Here is a 16,162-nt window from a genome sequence, read left to right on the forward strand (position 1 = left end):
GGTTGTTTGAATTAAAGTTGTGTTTTACCATGAATATTCTTTAACAGCCTGCGGCCCTCTGAACGCCAGAGCCGCGGAAGTGTGCAGGAAGGGAGCCCTTATTAAAACGGATGAAGGCGGGTACGGCTGCATCCAGCCGTGGCCGGAACTGGGAGACGCCACCCTGCAGGAGGAATTGGACGCGCTCAGGAAGGGCCGCCCTCTGCCTTTGGGCGTCCGCGCCGCGGAATGCGCCCGAACGGACGGAGAAGCACGCGCGAGGGGCGTCAGCCTGTTTGACGGTCTTCACATTCCGGAAAGCCACGCCACGCTGCCCTCCTGCGTCAGCCCCGCCACCATTCGCATCATGGAATCCAAGGGATTCAAGGCAGGAAAAATCAAGGCCAGCGCCAATCTGGCCGCCTCCCTGGAACGGCTGACGATGCTGGCATCCATGGTCCCCTCCTGGCGCTGGCGGCTGGATTTCAACGGATGCCTGAATGAAAACGATGCCCTGAAATTCTGGAAATCCCTGCCCCACCATCTGAAAACCAGGATAGACTTCATAGAAGACCCGTGCCCCTTCTCCATCCAGAGCTGGGAACGTCTGGTGGACGCCGGCATGCCTCTGGCCCTGGACATGGGTTCGGACGTGGAACACCAGCCGGCTATTTCCTCAGACCTGCCCATCATCCGCATCGTCAAACCCGCGCGGGAAGCAACGCCGGAATACCTTTACGAGCCTCCCGTCTTCACTACCGTCATGGATCACCCCGTAGGGCAGCTCTGGGCCGTTTACCAGGCGGCGGAGTATTACCGCAACTTCCTTCCCACGGAAATTCCCCTCTGCGGCCTCTGCACGCACCTCCTGTTTGAGCCGGACCCCTTTATTGACCAGATGGGCGGCATGACCCCTCAGGCAGCTGTTCCCGGAGGCACGGGGCTCGGCTTTGACGAACTATTGGAAAATATTCCCTGGAAAATACTGTAACAATACAGAATTACCCGGCTTTCATTGAAACTACAATAAAGCGGTTCTTCCCATACTCCCGTGCCGGAACCGCCCACGGTTTCCCTCAGCCTGCCGGGACTTGCCGCTCTGATGACGCGCCGCCGGGGAGGGCTTAATTTCGTATTCGCGTCCTTTGCATGCAATCAGAAGCCGCGCTTTTGCAGGAAGCGCGGCTTCTTTTGTAATGATGATGGCGGATACCGCAACCGGATTATCTCAACTCCAGATGCTCATCACGCAATTTTCTATTCCGGGCGTGTGGAAAATTTAAGGCCGGGATATTCCTTCACATTGCATCCGGGCGTCTTGGGATTCACCAGCACCGGAACAAAAGTGAACATCCACCGGCGCGCGGAATTGTTGCTGGGGCTCTTCACCAGCACGCGGTTCCACCCCTTCTTCAACGGAACCATGGAAGGCTCCCGGAAATGGTAGTTTTCATCCACCAGCACGCCGCTGTTGCGCGGCTTCTTCCATTGCGGGGGGGCAATCTCCCGGCCGTTCACGAAAAATTTGGGATCCGCATGGAACCATTTGCCGGGAACGCTCGCCGGACCATTGCGCCAGTCGGACGTGGCCCAGGTATGTCCGCTGATCCAGAAAGGCACCGTCTGCGCCTTGGGGGAATAAATCCAGGTCTGCGCATAATAAGTATGGTTCTTGTGGGGATAAGCTCCTATCTTCGCGCCATTGAACAGCGTCGGAAAATCACAGTAATGCTTGAAAATGATGGTGGCCCCCGTGTAATCGTCTCCGGACCACTCATAGGTGACGCCGTCAATCTCGTAGGAATCCTTCATCTTCCCTGCCTTGTTGTCCTCTTCCGGGGCGAATTCCGTTTCCGTCTTACCGCCGTTGGGAATAGGCCCCAGCAATTTCCAGGGAATATTCGCCTGCCGCACGTAATTAAACTCCTTATCCATGAAAAAACGGTCCCGGATGGCGAGCACTCGGTTCTCGTAATCCGCAAATCCTTTCAGCAGAGGATCTCCCTGCACGGGCAAATTGGAAAAATACTTCATGTATTCGTCCTGGTTGGGATCTCCCTGCACCTTCTCATGGGGATTGTTCCACAAGGGTTCGGAAACGAACGCCATCCCGGCGTAAACGGGCGTCTGAAGCACCTGGTTGCGCGGATCCGTGATTTCCAGGTCCGGAAAAGAGCACAGCATCATGCCCAGTCCTTCCGCATTCCGGAACGGACACGCCCGGCGGAAATACATCGTCATGGCCGTTTCAAACGGATCAAGATGATTCAGGTAAGTTTCCAGGGAATCAACGTACTTCGCCCCGTCGGTAGGCCATGCGCCGCGGTTCTGGCGGCCGGACCATAACTGCTGGATGGAACCGTTATAACCCTTCGGCGTCAGGCCGGGCTGCCATCTCATGGGAATGCGGCCGCAGGATTCCACAGCATTGATGTACTCCTTCAGAATCTCATTGTTCACCTGCTCATCCCTGCCGCGCACCTCATCCGTGCCGATGTGGATAATGGGCATTTTCTCCTTGGGAACCAGGGAACACAACTCCTTGATCAGGGCCACCAGGGCCTTGGTGGCCTTTTCATCGCTCATCTTCACGTTGAGCGCCTTGCGGAACATCTGGCTGTGCCCCGGCATATCCATCTCCGGAATCAGCAGGATGTTGCGCAGGCGGCAGTACTCCACCAGCTGCTTAAACTCCTTCTGCGTGTAAAACTTGCCAGGCATGCGCGTATAATTCCTGGAATCGTTCAGCTCCGGATAAATTTTGGATTCCAGCCGCCAGCCGGGATTCTCCGTAAAATGGAAGTGGTAAACGTTCAGCTTAAGCTGTGCCATGGAATCCAGCTCCCGTGCAATCAGAGGCAGCGGCATGTAATTGCGTCCCACATCGTTCATGAACCCGCGGATTTCAAAATCCGGCCAGTCCACGATGTCGCAGGCGGCAATAGTCGTCGTCCCGCCGCGTCGCAGAAGAAGCTGCTCCAGCGTTTTCATGCCGTAGTAGAATCCTCTGGTATCCATCGCCGTAATGAGCGCGCCGCCGGAAGTTACACGAAGGGAATAGGCTTCCTCCTTCAGCTTGGAATTTTCCGTGCCGGTTTTCACATCCCCCTTGACGAATTTAATGGCAAACGTCCCGTCCGGAGCCACCTTCACGCGGTGATCCGCCAGAAAAGACTTCAACTCGGAAACGATGAACTTCATCTGCTCCGGATAGGAAGTCTTGGACGGAGACGGAGCCAGAATGCGCACGGACTGCACGGGAATAACCCTGCCGTCCCAGCGAAGCTGCTGGGGTTTGGGAACCAGCGGAGGCCGCTCCGCCGGAAACTGCCTGTAATTGGCTCCGTTGGCCGGAAAGGACGGGGCCGTATCCTGCCCCCATGCTCCGGCGCAAGCCATGCACATCCATGCAAACGATAATAAAAGGAACTTCATGCGGCCAATAATACGCCCGCAATAACGCCTGCCTGTCAAACCTATCGTGTCCAACCTGCCGGGAAACGGGGCTCCGGCAGCATTTTTTTGCAAAAAGACCAGAACCTGCGCTTACATGACGGAGGGTGGCCGGACATCCTGCGCGGCCGGGGCATCTTCAATTTCTCCGGAAATACCGTTTACGGCCACACCGCGGCGCACGGCGTAAAGTCCCGCTTCCTCCTCTTTCTTTCCGGCTACAAAAGCCCAGTAGTAACTGCCGCGGTCATGATAGCAGGCCCACTCTCCGGCAATTCCCGGGCGAGCTTCCATCAGCAGGGAATAAGAATCCGCGGGAGAAACCTTGAACCCGCGGGGCGTACTCAAACCGGAAGAGGGAAAGGAACGGATGTCTCCCCTCCACACCAGATCCAGAGAAGAAGGGGACAGCAGGCCGTCCGCAAGTCTGCTTCCCGCCAGCACCTGCCCGGCGCCGAACATGGGCAGGCAGGAAGAACCCAGAAAAGCGGCTCCGCAAACGGAGACAACACGCAGGAAAGGGAAAATGGATATGGTCATGGCATGCTTCTGAAAAAGGCGGAAAGGACTCAACTCCCAAAAGCTTCCACAGTCAATCAAAAACAGCCCTCTTTCCGGAACTGGGGAAAAGGCCGTTTTCCGGACAGGTGGACAGCTTGACAACCCATCCGCGCGTTTTTATAGTTTGCTGCCTGTTTTGAAAGGAGGAACGTCCATGGCAGCCCAGTCACGCAACATCGCAGAATTGGAAAACGCATCCGTATGGCGTCTGCTGATCCAGTACTCCCTGCCCTCCATCGCCGGCATGGTGGTATACTCTCTGTACAACATCATTGACAGCGTGTTTATCGGCCACGGCGTGGGGCCTCTGGCCCTGTCCGGCCTGGCCGTCACCTTCCCCATCATGAACCTGACTTTCGCGCTGGGCACGCTGGTAGGCATCGGCGGGGCGGCCATCAGCTCCATCCGTCTGGGAAGAAAAGACCAGGAAGGCACTGAGCGCACGCTTGGCAACGTCCTCATCATGAGTCTGATTGCCGCTGTGGTGCTGGTGATTCCCACGCTCCTTTTCCTTACGGAAATCCTGACCGCCTTCGGCGCCAGCGGGCAGACTCTCACCTATGCGCACGACTTCATGCTCATTACCTTGCTGGGACTGCCCGTCACGTACGTCTTCTTCAACCTCAATCATGTGATGCGAGCTACCGGCTACCCTAAAAAAGCCATGGGCTCCACCCTTCTCTCCGTAGGAATCAACATCATCCTGGCGCCCATCTTCATCTTCTGGTTCAAATGGGGCATTACCGGAGCCGCCGTGGCTACCCTTCTCGCCCAGATCGTCGGCATGGTGCGCGTGCTGTTCCACTTTTCCGATGCGGCCAGCACAGTCCACTTCCGCCGCGGCATCTGGCAGCTGCGCAAAGCCATCGTCACCGGCATCCTGTCCATCGGGCTGGCTCCCTGCCTGGTAAACGTCTGCGGCAGCGCGGTTACCGTCGCCATCAACAGGCAGCTTGCGGACCATGGGGGAGACCTGGCTATCGGGGCCTACGGCATCATCAACCGCATTCTTATCCTGTTCGCCATGCTCGTCATCGGCCTCACGCAGGGAATGCAGCCCATCATCGGCTACAACCACGGAGCCATGAAGCCGGGCCGCGTTCTGCTCACTCTCAAATACGGAGTTCTGGCCGGAACGTCCTTCACCACGCTGGGCTTCCTGGCCTGCGTCCTCTTTCCCCGCGGCATTGCCGGCCTCTTCACGGATGACGCCTCGCTCATCAGCCTGGCGGCCAACGGCCTGCTCATCTGCGTGCTGGCCTTTCCGCTCATCGGCAGCCAGATCATCATCGGGAACTTCTTCCAGGCCATTGGGAAAGCCCGTCTGGCCATCTTCCTGTCCCTGACGCGCCAGATGCTCTTCCTGCTGCCGTTCCTGCTGGTCCTGCCCGGTTTCTGGGGGCAGAACGGAGTCTGGGCATCCCTCCCCCTGGCAGACGTGCTTTCCTTTATCGTCACCCTGCTCTTCATCCGCCGGTTCCTGAAATACTACCGGCTGAAAAACAGGCACTACCTGGTTCCCGGCACGGGAAAGGCATAACCTTTCTCCCCCCTGCCTTATTGGCACGAATCCGCCCCAGGGCACATTCTTTCCGGGGGGATATGGAAGGCGGTGAAACGCTTTTTCCCATTCTCCGGAGAAAAGTCCTCCCTGCCTTGCCGTTTTTCCCGCTGGCGTTTTTGCGGGACATAAGACCGGCAGTACGCCTAACGCGCCGCACTTTCAGGACTCTATTCTGTTGAAGGCCTCGCATGGTCTCCCCTTCCGGGGCCCCTCCCGGGAGAACCGCTTTTCCACCGGACAGCTTCCGGAAGCGCAACAACCCGAACAGTATTTACAAGGAATCAGATCAAATGAAAAACGGAATCATGATGCAGTATTTTGAGTGGAACCTGCCCAACGACGGGCAGTTTTGGAACAAGCTGAAGGATGACGCCCCTCATCTGGAGGAAATGGGCGTCACGGCCGTCTGGATTCCTCCGGCCTACAAAGGGAAGGAACAAAACGACGTAGGGTACGGCACCTATGATCTTTTTGACCTAGGGGAATTCGACCAGAAAAACACCGTCCGCACCAAATACGGCACCAGGCAGGAACTCCAGGAGGCCATCAAGGCCCTTCATGAACACCATGTAGGCGTTTATCTGGACGCCGTCATGAACCACAAGGCCGGGGCGGACTATACGGAAAAATTCATGGCCAAGGAAGTGGACCAGCAGAACCGCGACAAGGAAATTACGGACGCCTACGAGATTGAAGGCTGGACCGGTTTCAACTTTCCCGGCCGCGGAAACAAATATTCCGACTTCAAATGGCACTGGTACCACTTCACCGGAACGGACTACGACGCGCGCACGGAAAAAACCTCCATCTTCAAGATTATGGGAGACGGCAAAAGCTGGAGCGAAGGCGTGGATGAAGAAAACGGCAACTACGACTACCTTATGTTCGCCAATCTGGACTTCAACCACCCGGAAGTGGTGAAAGAAATGGAAAGATGGGGAATATGGGTATCCCGGGAACTGGATCTGGACGGCATGAGGCTGGACGCCATCAAGCATATCAATGACGAATTCATCAGGAAATTCCTGGCGGCCGTCCGCAAGGAAAGGGGAGCAGACTTCTACGCCGTGGGCGAATACTGGAAACAGGATCTGGAATCGCTGGACGACTACCTCAAGGAAGAACGCTACAAAGTGGATCTGTTTGACGTCCCCCTGCACTACAATATGTACCAGGCCTCCAAGCAGGGCCGCGATTACGATCTTTCCAAAATTCTGGACGGAACCCTGGTTCAGAACCATCCTACGCTGGCCGTTACCTTTGTGGATAATCATGACTCCCAGTGGGGCAGTTCCCTGGAATCAGCTGTGGAAGACTGGTTCAAGCCCTCTGCCTACGCGCTCATCCTGCTCATGAAGGAAGGCTATCCCTGTCTCTTCTACGGGGACTATTACGGTGTGAGCGGCAACCCGCCCATGCACCGCGCCATCATCGACATCCTGCTGGAAATCCGTAAAAACCATGCTTTCGGGGAACAAAATTACTACTTTGACCACCCGAACACCATCGGCTTTACCCGCGTGGGGGATCATGACCACCCGCATTCCGGCGTGGCCGTGCTCATTTCCAACGGAGAAGACGGAGACAAAGTCATGAACGTGGGCAAGCAGCACGCAGGGGAAACATGGAAGGAAGCTACCGGCAACGTGGAAGAAACCGTCATCATTGATGAAGAAGGCAACGGCCGGTTTCTCGTCCACGGCGGCAATGTGGCCGTATGGATTCCGGAACACGCATCTCAGGACACACGGGAGGAAGACGGCAAATAACGCGGTTCCCGCCCGCAAAGAGCCAGAACGGACACGAAGAAACGGCCTGTTCTCCACTCCGGACTGTTTTTCCGGAATGGGGTTCAGGCCGTTCTGACTTTAATCACCAGTTTCAGAAGCTTCCCTTCCCCAATGCAGCCGGCATGCGCATCCTCCGGGAAAAAAATGGCGAACTGCCCCGGTCTCACGACAAAAGAGGTGTCCGGCGCATCGTCATAATGCTGCGCGTCCTTTTCCCTGTTAAACGGTTCGGAAGGTTTTTCCAGCGCCGCGCGGTCCTTCCACATAAACCCTTCTTCCCGGGAAAGGGGCACGTGAATGTCAATAAACCGGTCATGCACTTCCATGCGGGCCTTTTCCCGCTTCTTCATCACCGGTTCATTCACCATCACGGTCAGGGCGTCTTCCTCCAGGACATGGCAGCCCGCTTCCAGGGCTGCCGGAGCAGCTTCCCTGATAAAATCGAAAGCTCTCCTGAACAGGGGATTCAACATTTCGTAACGGGCGGAATCGGAAAGGGAGGCGATAATCATGACTACGGGCTCCGTCCCCGGAGCGGGCCTCATTGTAACGGGGCGGAAAAGCCAGTCAACTCATTTGCTCCCTTTCTCCCCGATATTCCGGTGCATGGCCCGTTCCTCCCGCTCCGGAATGAATTTTCCGCCGTTTTCCCTGGTCTTTAATATACGTTATCTCCGTGAAGCACAGTAAAAAACTTGTCATCCGGCGCCACCTCGTATATTAGAGTAACTGTAAGTTATCAGTCACACGATGATTAAACAGAAAAATCCCTCCGGCACCTACCGCCCTTCCTATGACCGCACCCCCAGATACACTGTCAAACAGGTTGCGGAAATGATGGAAATGTCCGCCTACACCATCCGGTATTATGAAAACGCCGGATTAATCCCGGACGTGGACCGCAGCGGAGGAAATGCCCGTATGTTTTCCGACTACACCCTGGGGTGGCTCCGCCTGGTCCACTGCCTCCGGATGACGGGCCTCCCGATTGAAGGCGTCAAACACTACATCGACCTGTGTCAGGAAGGGGATTCCACCATTCCGGAACGCGCCGAACTGATTTTCAAGCAGGAAAAAAGTCTCCGGGAACAGCTCCGCATCCTGAAAAAACAAATGGAAGTGTTGAAATACAAGAAGAAATTCTACCAGGATCTTTTGGAAAATCGCAGGCCGGACATCTGCAATCCGCTGAACTACGTCAGCGCCAGCGAGCCGAACATCGCTCCTGAGGAATAAGCCCTGCCTTAAATCCGCAACAGAAAGCGGCCGGGATTTCCCAATGAGGAATCCCGGCCGCTCTGCGTTCTTATCTGTTTCCCGCCGCCTCCGCACATTCCGCGGCGGTCATAAAAAATCCGTTTTATTTTTGAAGCTGATCGTACTCATCATCCGTCACCGGCTCAAGCCATTCATTGGATGCATTCTCACCGGGAATCTCGATAGCCAAATGGGAGAACCAGCAGTCGGCGGCAGCCCCGTGCCAGTGCTTCACATTGGCGGGAATATGGATGACTGTGCCAGGAAGAATTTCCACAGCAGGCTTTCCTTCTTCCTGATACCAGCCGCGTCCGGCCACGCCGATAAGCACCTGCCCGCCGCCGTTCGTCGCTTTGTGAATATGCCAGTTATTGCGGCAGCGGGGTTCAAAGGTCACATTGGAGATATTCACCTGTTCGCGTGAAACGGGCGCAAGATAACTGTTGCCTGTAAAATACTTGGCGTATGCCGTATTCGGCTCGCCTACAGGGAAAATCATCTTACGTTGGAAAGCGGCTTTGGCGTCTTCGCCCGCCGTATCTTCCGCCCATACGTCTTTGGCCAGATTAAATGCCGCCCATGCTTTCGGCCAACCGGCATAAAAACCGATGTGGGTGATGATTTCAGCAATCTCGGTGCGGGTAACGCCGTTCTTCTTTGCCGACTGAAGATGGAAAACGAGCGAATTGTCGGTGATGCCCTGGCTGATCAGGGAGGTGACGGTTACCAAACTGCGGTCACGCAGACCGAGCTTGTCAGTCCGGCTCCATACTTCACCGAAAAGAACATCATCGTTAAGTTCCGCAAATTTGGGAGCAAACTCTCCTAACTGAGTGCGTCCCGCCGTCTGTACTATCTTTTCCTGCGACATGGCATTTGTTATGAAAAAACTAATTGAAAGAAATAAAATAATCTTATTCATTATTTTGTTATTTAATAATATTAGCAATGCTGCTTGAAGGATTCAGCGGCGTCTGATCGGATAAAACCAATGCCTTAACCATGTGCTTCGTTCCCTGCTTGTATTTCTGGAAATGAGCCGATGCGATGTGAGACTTATATGCCTTTTGGCTGGCGTAAGTTTCGAGAATGGTTATCTTGCAGGCATTTTCTTTCTCCGCAACAGCATACATGGTCAACACGCCCGGTTCCGTGCGCAGGGAGATTTCCCCCACTTCGATGGCGTACTTCATATATTCCTCCAAATATTCAGAATGCACTTCTATTTTTGAGAGACGAACGATACCATCAGGCTGCATCGGTAACTTGACGCACATGCCCGTATTTTTGCCATTCTCCATTTCCACTTTATCGTGATTTATGGTTTGGGCTCCTGAAAGATTCATCAGACAGGCAAGGGAAAAAGCCATTCCCGCGATGGTTCGTTTCATAAAATCATTATTTGTTGATGGAAATCGTCTCATTGACCCACTTGACAAGCGCGGCCCTCGTCGTCCGTATTCCTTCCCCGGCAAAAGCGCCACCCTTGAGAACGGAGGACTTGGGACACAGCTTCCGAACCTCGTCCGCACAGCGCGCCATGCCGCCGCCCCCATGCGTCACAAATGGAATCACCGTCTTCCCGGAAAGGTCGTAACTTGCCAGGAAAGACGCGACCGGCGGCGCAATGGTGCTCCACCAGTTGGGGCTGCCGATGAAAATCACATCGTACTTGCCCATATCCTCCACCTTGGAGGCCAGTTCCGGCCGCACTCCTTCCTGAATCTCCTTCCTGGCCTGCACGGTGCATTCCCGATATTCGGAGGGATAGGGTTTGACCGGCTTGATTTCAAACAGCGTTCCGCCCGTCGCCTTCTGAATTTGCGCAGCGGCGTACTTCGTATTGCCTCCCCATGAATAATAAGCAATGAGAACGCTGGAAGGCTCCGCGGAAACCTTGGGTTGTTCCTGCCCCGGACATCCGGCTCCTGTCATCAGGGCCGCGGCCAGAGCGCATATCGTTGATATTGTTTTCATATATTTTTATCCGGTTAAAAGGAGCGGCAGAAGGCGGCCGGAAAAAACGTTTTCATCCGGCATTCCTTTGCGCGAACCTTGTTCCTCATTTCTGTCTAAATATTAGAGTAACTATAAGTCAATATGTTTTTTCAACTATTCCGGAAGCCATACCCGAACCAATTCCTAAAATTCTTCTAATCAATATATTATTCTTTCCGAAGCCGAATCAGGACAATTTCCGACGGAACGCCGATGCGGATGGGAAAGCCGTTCCAAATCCCTGACCCGTTGGAAACATACAGCTTCATATGACCAACCGTGTACAGCCCGGAGACGAATCCCTCGTTAAAACGCGCCACCAGCCGGTCCATGCCGGTAATCATGCCTCCGTGCGTATGGCCGGACACTTGAAGATCCACGCCGTGCTCCGCCGCTTCCCGGGCCAGCCGCGGCTGGTGGGAAACAAGAATGCGTACTCCCTTTTCCGGGGCGCCCTGCAACGCCTTGCTTATATCCGGCTCCTCCTTCCCCATAAGGCCGGCTACAGGATCCGTCACGCCGGCCAATACCACGGCCTCCCCTCCCGCCAGCGCGTGTTCGTTAAGAAGCATGCGAATTCCAAGGGCAGGCAGGAACTCCATCCACTCCTCATAACCGGAGTAATACTCATGATTGCCCGGCACGCCGAACACCCCGTATCTGGCCTTCAAATCCGCAAGAGGCCTCAAATCGCCGCCATGCTCGGATACAGTCCCGTCCACGAAATCTCCGGCAATCACGACGATGTCCGGATTCAGGACGTTCGTGCGCTCCACAATCTTCCGAATGCGGTCCTCCCTTGTAATGCCGTCCGCATGAAGATCCGCCAGCACGGCGACCGTCAATCCGTCCGCCTCCTCCGGGAGGCGGTTCACGGCAATCGTTTCCTCCTTCACCTGGGGCACTCTGGTGCCTCCGAGCATGCCCACAGTTGCCAGCACGGCGGAAAGAACCAGCAAAACAACATTCACCCGGTTGCCAATGACGCGGAACCTCTCCGTCCTGTTCCTCCGCAGGCAGAACAAAACCAGCAGATACAGCGCCCGCGCCACATCCACCGCCAGCAGCAGGAAAAAGAACAGGAAAAGAACGGAGAACAGCCACGCGGCCGCCAGCAGAACGTCTTCCGGCAAAACCGGGGAGAAAAACATGGGGCCTCCAAACAAATGCAGCAAGTGGAATTTGAATGCCGCCACCGCCAGCAGGGCGGCAAGCAGAAGCTTCCAGCCCCATTTCAGCTTCAGAGGCAAAATAGCGCGGCAGAAAACGTAAACCGCCAGCAATGCTCCGAAAATCAGTATCATATGTCTCTTTCTTAAAAACAGCTTAATATCTTCCCCTCGCCGCAAACAACTCTATGGCATTTGAACGGAAGGGAAACGCATCGGCAAAACTACTTGTCTATCTGGCTCTCCGTAAATGGATCCGCCCGGTGCCCCATTAGGGGGAGCCTGGAACAGGCAAGGTCAAATTCCTTGAGTTCCGGTTCGGACAGGCGGACGGAAGTTCCTCCCAGAAAATCATCCAGATGGGCTGGATTGGTTGTTCCGGGAACAGGCGCAATCCACGGTTTCCGGGAAAGCATCCAGGACAGGGCGAACTGGGCCGGAGTCATACCCCTGCTTTCCGCCCATTCCCGGACAAGAACAGCCAGCGGCATGTTGAACCTGAGGGCTTCCGGCGTAAACCGAGGCAAAGTGGCGCGGCGGTCCGGCTTTTGAAAACGGCTGTCCTCCCGGACGGCTCCTGCCAGAAAAGCGCGTCCCAGCGGACAATACGGAACAAAACCGATGCCCAATTCTTCCAACGTGGGAAAAATCTTCGTCTCCGGTTCCCGCCACCAGATAGCGTATTCGCTCTGGACGGCGCTCACCGGACACACGGCATGGGCCTTCCTGATGGAACGGGCGCCGGCTTCGGACAGGCCGAAATGCAGCACTTTTCCTTCCCGCATCAGTTCCTTCACCGTACCTGCCACTTCTTCCATGGGAACGTCCGGATCCACCCGGTGCTGGTAAAGCAGGTCAATATGGTCGGTACGCAAACGTTTCAAGGAACCTTCCACTGCACGCCGGATATGGTCGGGCCTGCTGTTCAGGGAAGAAGGGCGGCCTTCCTCCACTCCAAAACCGAATTTGGTACCTATCCTGACCTGGTCGCGGACAGGAGCGAGAGCTTCACCCACCCATTCCTCACTGGTATAAGGCCCATACACTTCCGCCGTATCAAAAAAAGTAACTCCTTTGTCAAAAGCCCGGCGTATCAGGGCAATCATCTCCTGTTTCTCATACTTGCCGCCGTAATAACCCACCATCGGCAGGCATCCCAGCCCGATGGGGGACACTTCCAGACCTCCAAGGCGCCGGGATTCCCCAGGAAAACCCTTCTTCGGCGCCCCGGAAGAAGACCCGGGAGCGTCAGGCAGCAAAGAAGAACCCTCCCCGGCCCATCCCCGGGAAACCAGGGATAAGGCAAAACCGGACGTTATTTTGAGAAAATCCTTGCGTTTCATCACGTTCCATCTTTCTTACCCAAATTCAGCCGCAGAACCGCCTTATTTCAGATACTTCAAAAAGAACTGTTCGATTTTGTCGAAAGGAATAACGCCGGTTTGATTGTCATAAAGATCCACATGGCTCGCGCCGGGAATGATCATCAGCTCCTTGTTATCCCCCTTCAACTTCTTGAAGGCGTCCTCGCTGAAATAACGTGAATGGGCTTTTTCTCCGTGAATCATGAGCACGGCGCTGCGGATTTCACCGCTGTACGCCAGAAGGGGCATATTGATGAAAGAAAGCGCCGAGGTAACGTTCCATCCGCCATTTGAATTGAGCGAACGCTTGTGATAGCCGCGGGGCGTCTTATAATAATCGTAATAATCTTTCATAAATCCGGGCGCATCCGCGGGCAGAGGATCAGGCACGCCCCCCGCGAGAGCATAAGAACCGTTCTTCGCATCATCCGTGCGCCGGGCATTCAGTTGTTTGCGAAGCTCATAACGGGCGTCGGCGTCCATCGCGTCGAAATAGCCGTTCGCGTTCACGCGGCTCATATCGTACATCGTGGACGTTACCGCAGCCTTGATGCGGGTGTCGATAGCCGCCGCATTGACCGCCATGCCGCCCCAGCCGCAAATGCCAATGATTCCGATACGTTCCGAATCCACGTCATCCCGGGTGGAGAGGTAATCGACGGCGGCGCAAAAATCCTCCGTATTGATATCCGGGGAAGCGACATAGCGGGGAAATCCGCCGCTTTCTCTCGTATACGAGGGATCAAACGCGATCGTCAGAAAACCGCGTTCGGCCATCGTCTGGGCATAAAGGCCCGCAGATTGTTCCTTCACGGCGCCGAAAGGACCGGAAACGGCAATAGCCGGCAATTTCCCGTTGACATTCAGTGGAATATACAAATCCGCAACCAGCGTAATGCCATAACGGTTGCGGAAACTTACCTTGCGGTGGGTTACCTTGTCGCTTTTAGGAAACACTTTATCCCATTCCTGCGTTACATTCAGTTTTTCGGTCATGATTTTATTAGTGTCGGTATGATGATGTTCAGCGGATAAGCTCCCTGCGCAGCAAAGGCTTGCGGAGAAAGCCAGACAAATCCTTGTCAATGAAATAACGGTCATATGTCCAATATCTAATGTGAATGATTACTTCCCGTAATTGATCAGGTACAAAACCGATTCCGGATCCTGGTGGCACAGGAAAAGGCTCTCTCCCCGGTCAAGCCTGGCGATAGCCTCCATATCCTCTTGGGAAAGAGTAAAATCAAAGACGTTGAAATTCTCCACCATCCTTTCCCGGTGGGTCGTCTTAGGAATGGCGATAATTCCACGCTGAATCAGGAACCTCAAGGCTGTTTGCGCCGGGGTTTTGCCGTACTTCTCGCCGATGCTCTTCAATACCGGATTCGTGAAAAATCCATTGCGGCCTTCCGCAAAAGGTCCCCAGGATTCTATTCTGGTACCGTACTTTTCCATCACTTCCCGGGCTTTTTCCTGCTGATTGAACACATGCGTTTCCACCTGGTTGACGGCGGGCCTGATCTCGCAGAACTCCGCCAGATCCACAAAGCGGTCCGGATAAAAATTGCTCACTCCGATGGCGCGAACCTTCCCGGCCCGGTTCGCTTCTTCCATGGCCCGGTAAGTGCCGTAGTAATCGTTGAAAGGCTGGTGGATGAGCAGCAGATCCAGATAATCCGTACGCAACTTGCGCAGGGATTCGTCAATGGACGCCTTCGCCTTCTCATACCCGCCGTTGGAAATCCACACCTTCGTGGTTAGGAACAATTCTTCCCGTGGAACACCGCTTTTCTCCGCCGCGCGGCCTACGGCTTCCTCATTGCCGTAAATCTGCGCGGTATCAATAGAACGGTAGCCGACCTCAATCGCATCCAGCACGCAGCGTTCGCACTCCTTAGCGTCGGGAATCTGAAAAACGCCGAATCCCAGGACAGGCATCGTAACGCCATTGTTCAAAATGATTTTTTCCATAACAGTTTTTTCTATTGTTTTTTGATGCTAAAAAGGAAATTGCCGATTAAACGGCCTGCAGCGGGTTCAGCTCTTTCAGTTCATACTTCCTGCTGCCAAGACCTATCTTCTCGGCATACTCTACCGTATGCCGCCCATGGCGGCTTTCAATACGCTCCACCAGAGGCCTGTTGTCATTCCCTTCAAACGGTTTGACGGCGTAAACGAGATCCAGGCAGGCCTGGTCAAGAGCAACCGGGTCAAGGGAAGCCAGAATACCGATGTCCTTCATTTCCGGCGCATGGGGGTGGGCATCGCAATCACAGTCAATGGACAGATTATTCATCACATTGATGTATAGAATTCTGTCCCCGAAGTAATCCGCCACCGCCTGCGCGGAAGCCGCCATGGACTCCAGAAAATCATCCTGCCTGGCCAGATTGTTCCATACGGAGGAAACATCCCGCGTCTTTCCGGCGGAATGGATGTACGCCTTCCCGGCCGCTGAGGCAACCCCGATGGACTGGTTCTTGATCACGCCTCCGAAGCCGCCCATGGCATGCCCCTTGAAATGGGCCAGATTGACCATGAAATCATAATCCTTCAAATGATCCCCCACGATATCGTATTCCAGATGCTTCCTGTCCCTCACCGGGATAGTGAACTCTCCTTCCGCGTCCATGATATCCACCCGCGCAATATCGGAAAAACCGTGATCCTTCGCAGCCTGCAAATGGTCCTCCGTCCGTGAGCGTTTGCCTCCGTAAGCCGTATTGCATTCCACGATAGTGCCGTTCACCCGTTGCACCAGGCCTTTGATTAAGGCCGGACTCAGAAAATGATGGCCGCCCGGTTCCCCGGTGCTGATCTTGACGGCTACCTTTCCCGCGGCCGGACGCCCCAGAGCCTCGTAAATCCTCACGAGAGCCTCCGGAGAAATTTCCTTCGTCATCCAGACCCTGGAAGCTCCACCCTTCTCCGCAACCGCGCCCAGGGCATACTCCGGCAAAGCCAGGCCCGCCAGGGCTGCGGTGGAAGACTGGAGCCATGTTCTTCTCGTCATCTTATTTTCCATGC

At 54.9% G+C, this 16,162-nt stretch carries 15 protein-coding genes; 4 read left to right on the forward strand and 11 right to left on the reverse strand.

Features of this window, described 5'->3' with window-relative positions; genetic code table 11:
* The first annotated feature begins 19 nt into the window (after positions 1-19).
* A complete protein-coding gene (locus B3075_RS09830) occupies positions 20-970 on the forward strand; it encodes an enolase C-terminal domain-like protein (protein WP_290488306.1) in 951 nt (316 codons plus the stop codon).
* 266 nt (positions 971-1,236) lie between these two features.
* Here B3075_RS09830 and B3075_RS09835 read toward each other — a convergent pair whose 3' ends face one another.
* Both B3075_RS09835 and B3075_RS09840 read right to left on the reverse strand, forming a co-directional pair.
* Complete coding sequence (locus B3075_RS09835; RefSeq protein ID WP_290488305.1) at positions 1,237-3,414, reverse strand: family 20 glycosylhydrolase; 2,178 nt, start codon at positions 3,412-3,414, stop codon at positions 1,237-1,239.
* A gap of 111 nt (positions 3,415-3,525) precedes the next feature.
* Positions 3,526-3,972, reverse strand: a complete 447-nt coding sequence (locus B3075_RS09840; RefSeq protein ID WP_290488304.1) for a hypothetical protein — start codon at positions 3,970-3,972, stop codon at positions 3,526-3,528.
* A gap of 175 nt (positions 3,973-4,147) precedes the next feature.
* On the opposite strand from B3075_RS09840, the gene B3075_RS09845 reads away from it, so the two are divergent.
* Complete coding sequence (locus tag B3075_RS09845) at positions 4,148-5,533, forward strand: MATE family efflux transporter (protein WP_290488303.1); 1,386 nt, start codon at positions 4,148-4,150, stop codon at positions 5,531-5,533.
* A gap of 314 nt (positions 5,534-5,847) precedes the next feature.
* A complete protein-coding gene (locus B3075_RS09850; protein WP_290488302.1) occupies positions 5,848-7,326 on the forward strand; it encodes an alpha-amylase in 1,479 nt (492 codons plus the stop codon).
* Between the two features lie 83 nt (positions 7,327-7,409).
* Here B3075_RS09850 and B3075_RS09855 read toward each other — a convergent pair whose 3' ends face one another.
* Entirely contained in the window at positions 7,410-7,859 is a 450-nt protein-coding gene (locus tag B3075_RS09855; RefSeq protein ID WP_180974620.1) for a YhcH/YjgK/YiaL family protein, read from the reverse strand.
* 238 nt (positions 7,860-8,097) lie between these two features.
* On the opposite strand from B3075_RS09855, the gene B3075_RS09860 reads away from it, so the two are divergent.
* Positions 8,098-8,583: a MerR family transcriptional regulator gene (locus tag B3075_RS09860; RefSeq protein WP_102759281.1), complete on the forward strand. Its 486-nt coding sequence runs from the start codon at positions 8,098-8,100 to the stop codon at positions 8,581-8,583.
* Positions 8,584-8,707: 124 nt separating this feature from the next.
* Here the strand turns inward: B3075_RS09860 and B3075_RS09865 are convergent, their stop codons facing one another.
* The 8 genes from B3075_RS09865 to B3075_RS09900 all read right to left on the reverse strand — a co-directional run bounded on the left by B3075_RS09865 (position 8,708) and on the right by B3075_RS09900 (position 16,160).
* Complete coding sequence (locus B3075_RS09865) at positions 8,708-9,526, reverse strand: carboxymuconolactone decarboxylase family protein (protein WP_180974619.1); 819 nt, start codon at positions 9,524-9,526, stop codon at positions 8,708-8,710.
* A 7-nt stretch (positions 9,527-9,533) separates the two neighbouring features.
* Positions 9,534-9,995 (reverse strand): putative quinol monooxygenase, encoded by a 462-nt coding sequence (locus B3075_RS09870; protein WP_022198210.1) that lies wholly within the window; start codon positions 9,993-9,995, stop codon positions 9,534-9,536.
* Positions 9,996-10,002: 7 nt separating this feature from the next.
* The gene (locus B3075_RS09875; protein ID WP_290487886.1) at positions 10,003-10,581 is read right to left on the reverse strand and encodes a flavodoxin; all 579 of its coding nucleotides are present in this window, start codon (positions 10,579-10,581) and stop codon (positions 10,003-10,005) included.
* Positions 10,582-10,769: 188 nt separating this feature from the next.
* Entirely contained in the window at positions 10,770-11,906 is a 1,137-nt protein-coding gene (locus B3075_RS09880) for a metallophosphoesterase (RefSeq protein WP_290487884.1), read from the reverse strand.
* 89 nt (positions 11,907-11,995) lie between these two features.
* Positions 11,996-13,114 (reverse strand): aldo/keto reductase, encoded by a 1,119-nt coding sequence (locus tag B3075_RS09885; RefSeq protein WP_290492089.1) that lies wholly within the window; start codon positions 13,112-13,114, stop codon positions 11,996-11,998.
* A 42-nt stretch (positions 13,115-13,156) separates the two neighbouring features.
* A complete protein-coding gene (locus tag B3075_RS09890) occupies positions 13,157-14,236 on the reverse strand; it encodes an alpha/beta hydrolase (protein ID WP_343125187.1) in 1,080 nt (359 codons plus the stop codon).
* Positions 14,237-14,260: 24 nt separating this feature from the next.
* Positions 14,261-15,106 (reverse strand): aldo/keto reductase, encoded by an 846-nt coding sequence (locus B3075_RS09895; RefSeq protein ID WP_290487876.1) that lies wholly within the window; start codon positions 15,104-15,106, stop codon positions 14,261-14,263.
* A gap of 46 nt (positions 15,107-15,152) precedes the next feature.
* Positions 15,153-16,160, reverse strand: coding sequence for a DUF362 domain-containing protein (locus B3075_RS09900; protein WP_290487874.1), 1,008 nt, complete (start codon positions 16,158-16,160; stop codon positions 15,153-15,155).
* Between the last annotated feature and the right edge of the window lie 2 nt (positions 16,161-16,162).

This window comes from Akkermansia sp. UBA7090 (assembly GCF_002493465.1).
Taxonomy (GTDB): Bacteria; Verrucomicrobiota; Verrucomicrobiia; order Verrucomicrobiales; family Akkermansiaceae; genus Akkermansia; species Akkermansia muciniphila_A.

Coding starts and splice junctions, on each gene's coding strand:
- B3075_RS09840 (WP_290488304.1), bottom strand. CDS start 3,972: ATGACCATATCCATTTTCCCTTTCCTGCGTGTTGTCTCCGTTTGCGGA.
- B3075_RS09890 (WP_343125187.1), bottom strand. CDS start 14,236: ATGACCGTTATTTCATTGACAAGGATTTGTCTGGCTTTCTCCGCAAGC.
- B3075_RS09870 (WP_022198210.1), bottom strand. CDS start 9,995: ATGAAACGAACCATCGCGGGAATGGCTTTTTCCCTTGCCTGTCTGATG.
- B3075_RS09875 (WP_290487886.1), bottom strand. CDS start 10,581: ATGAAAACAATATCAACGATATGCGCTCTGGCCGCGGCCCTGATGACA.
- B3075_RS09865 (WP_180974619.1), bottom strand. CDS start 9,526: ATGAATAAGATTATTTTATTTCTTTCAATTAGTTTTTTCATAACAAAT.
- B3075_RS09880 (WP_290487884.1), bottom strand. CDS start 11,906: ATGATACTGATTTTCGGAGCATTGCTGGCGGTTTACGTTTTCTGCCGC.
- B3075_RS09845 (WP_290488303.1), top strand. CDS start 4,148: ATGGCAGCCCAGTCACGCAACATCGCAGAATTGGAAAACGCATCCGTA.
- B3075_RS09885 (WP_290492089.1), bottom strand. CDS start 13,114: ATGAAACGCAAGGATTTTCTCAAAATAACGTCCGGTTTTGCCTTATCC.
- B3075_RS09850 (WP_290488302.1), top strand. CDS start 5,848: ATGAAAAACGGAATCATGATGCAGTATTTTGAGTGGAACCTGCCCAAC.
- B3075_RS09860 (WP_102759281.1), top strand. CDS start 8,098: ATGATTAAACAGAAAAATCCCTCCGGCACCTACCGCCCTTCCTATGAC.
- B3075_RS09895 (WP_290487876.1), bottom strand. CDS start 15,106: ATGGAAAAAATCATTTTGAACAATGGCGTTACGATGCCTGTCCTGGGA.
- B3075_RS09855 (WP_180974620.1), bottom strand. CDS start 7,859: ATGATTATCGCCTCCCTTTCCGATTCCGCCCGTTACGAAATGTTGAAT.
- B3075_RS09835 (WP_290488305.1), bottom strand. CDS start 3,414: ATGAAGTTCCTTTTATTATCGTTTGCATGGATGTGCATGGCTTGCGCC.
- B3075_RS09900 (WP_290487874.1), bottom strand. CDS start 16,160: ATGGAAAATAAGATGACGAGAAGAACATGGCTCCAGTCTTCCACCGCA.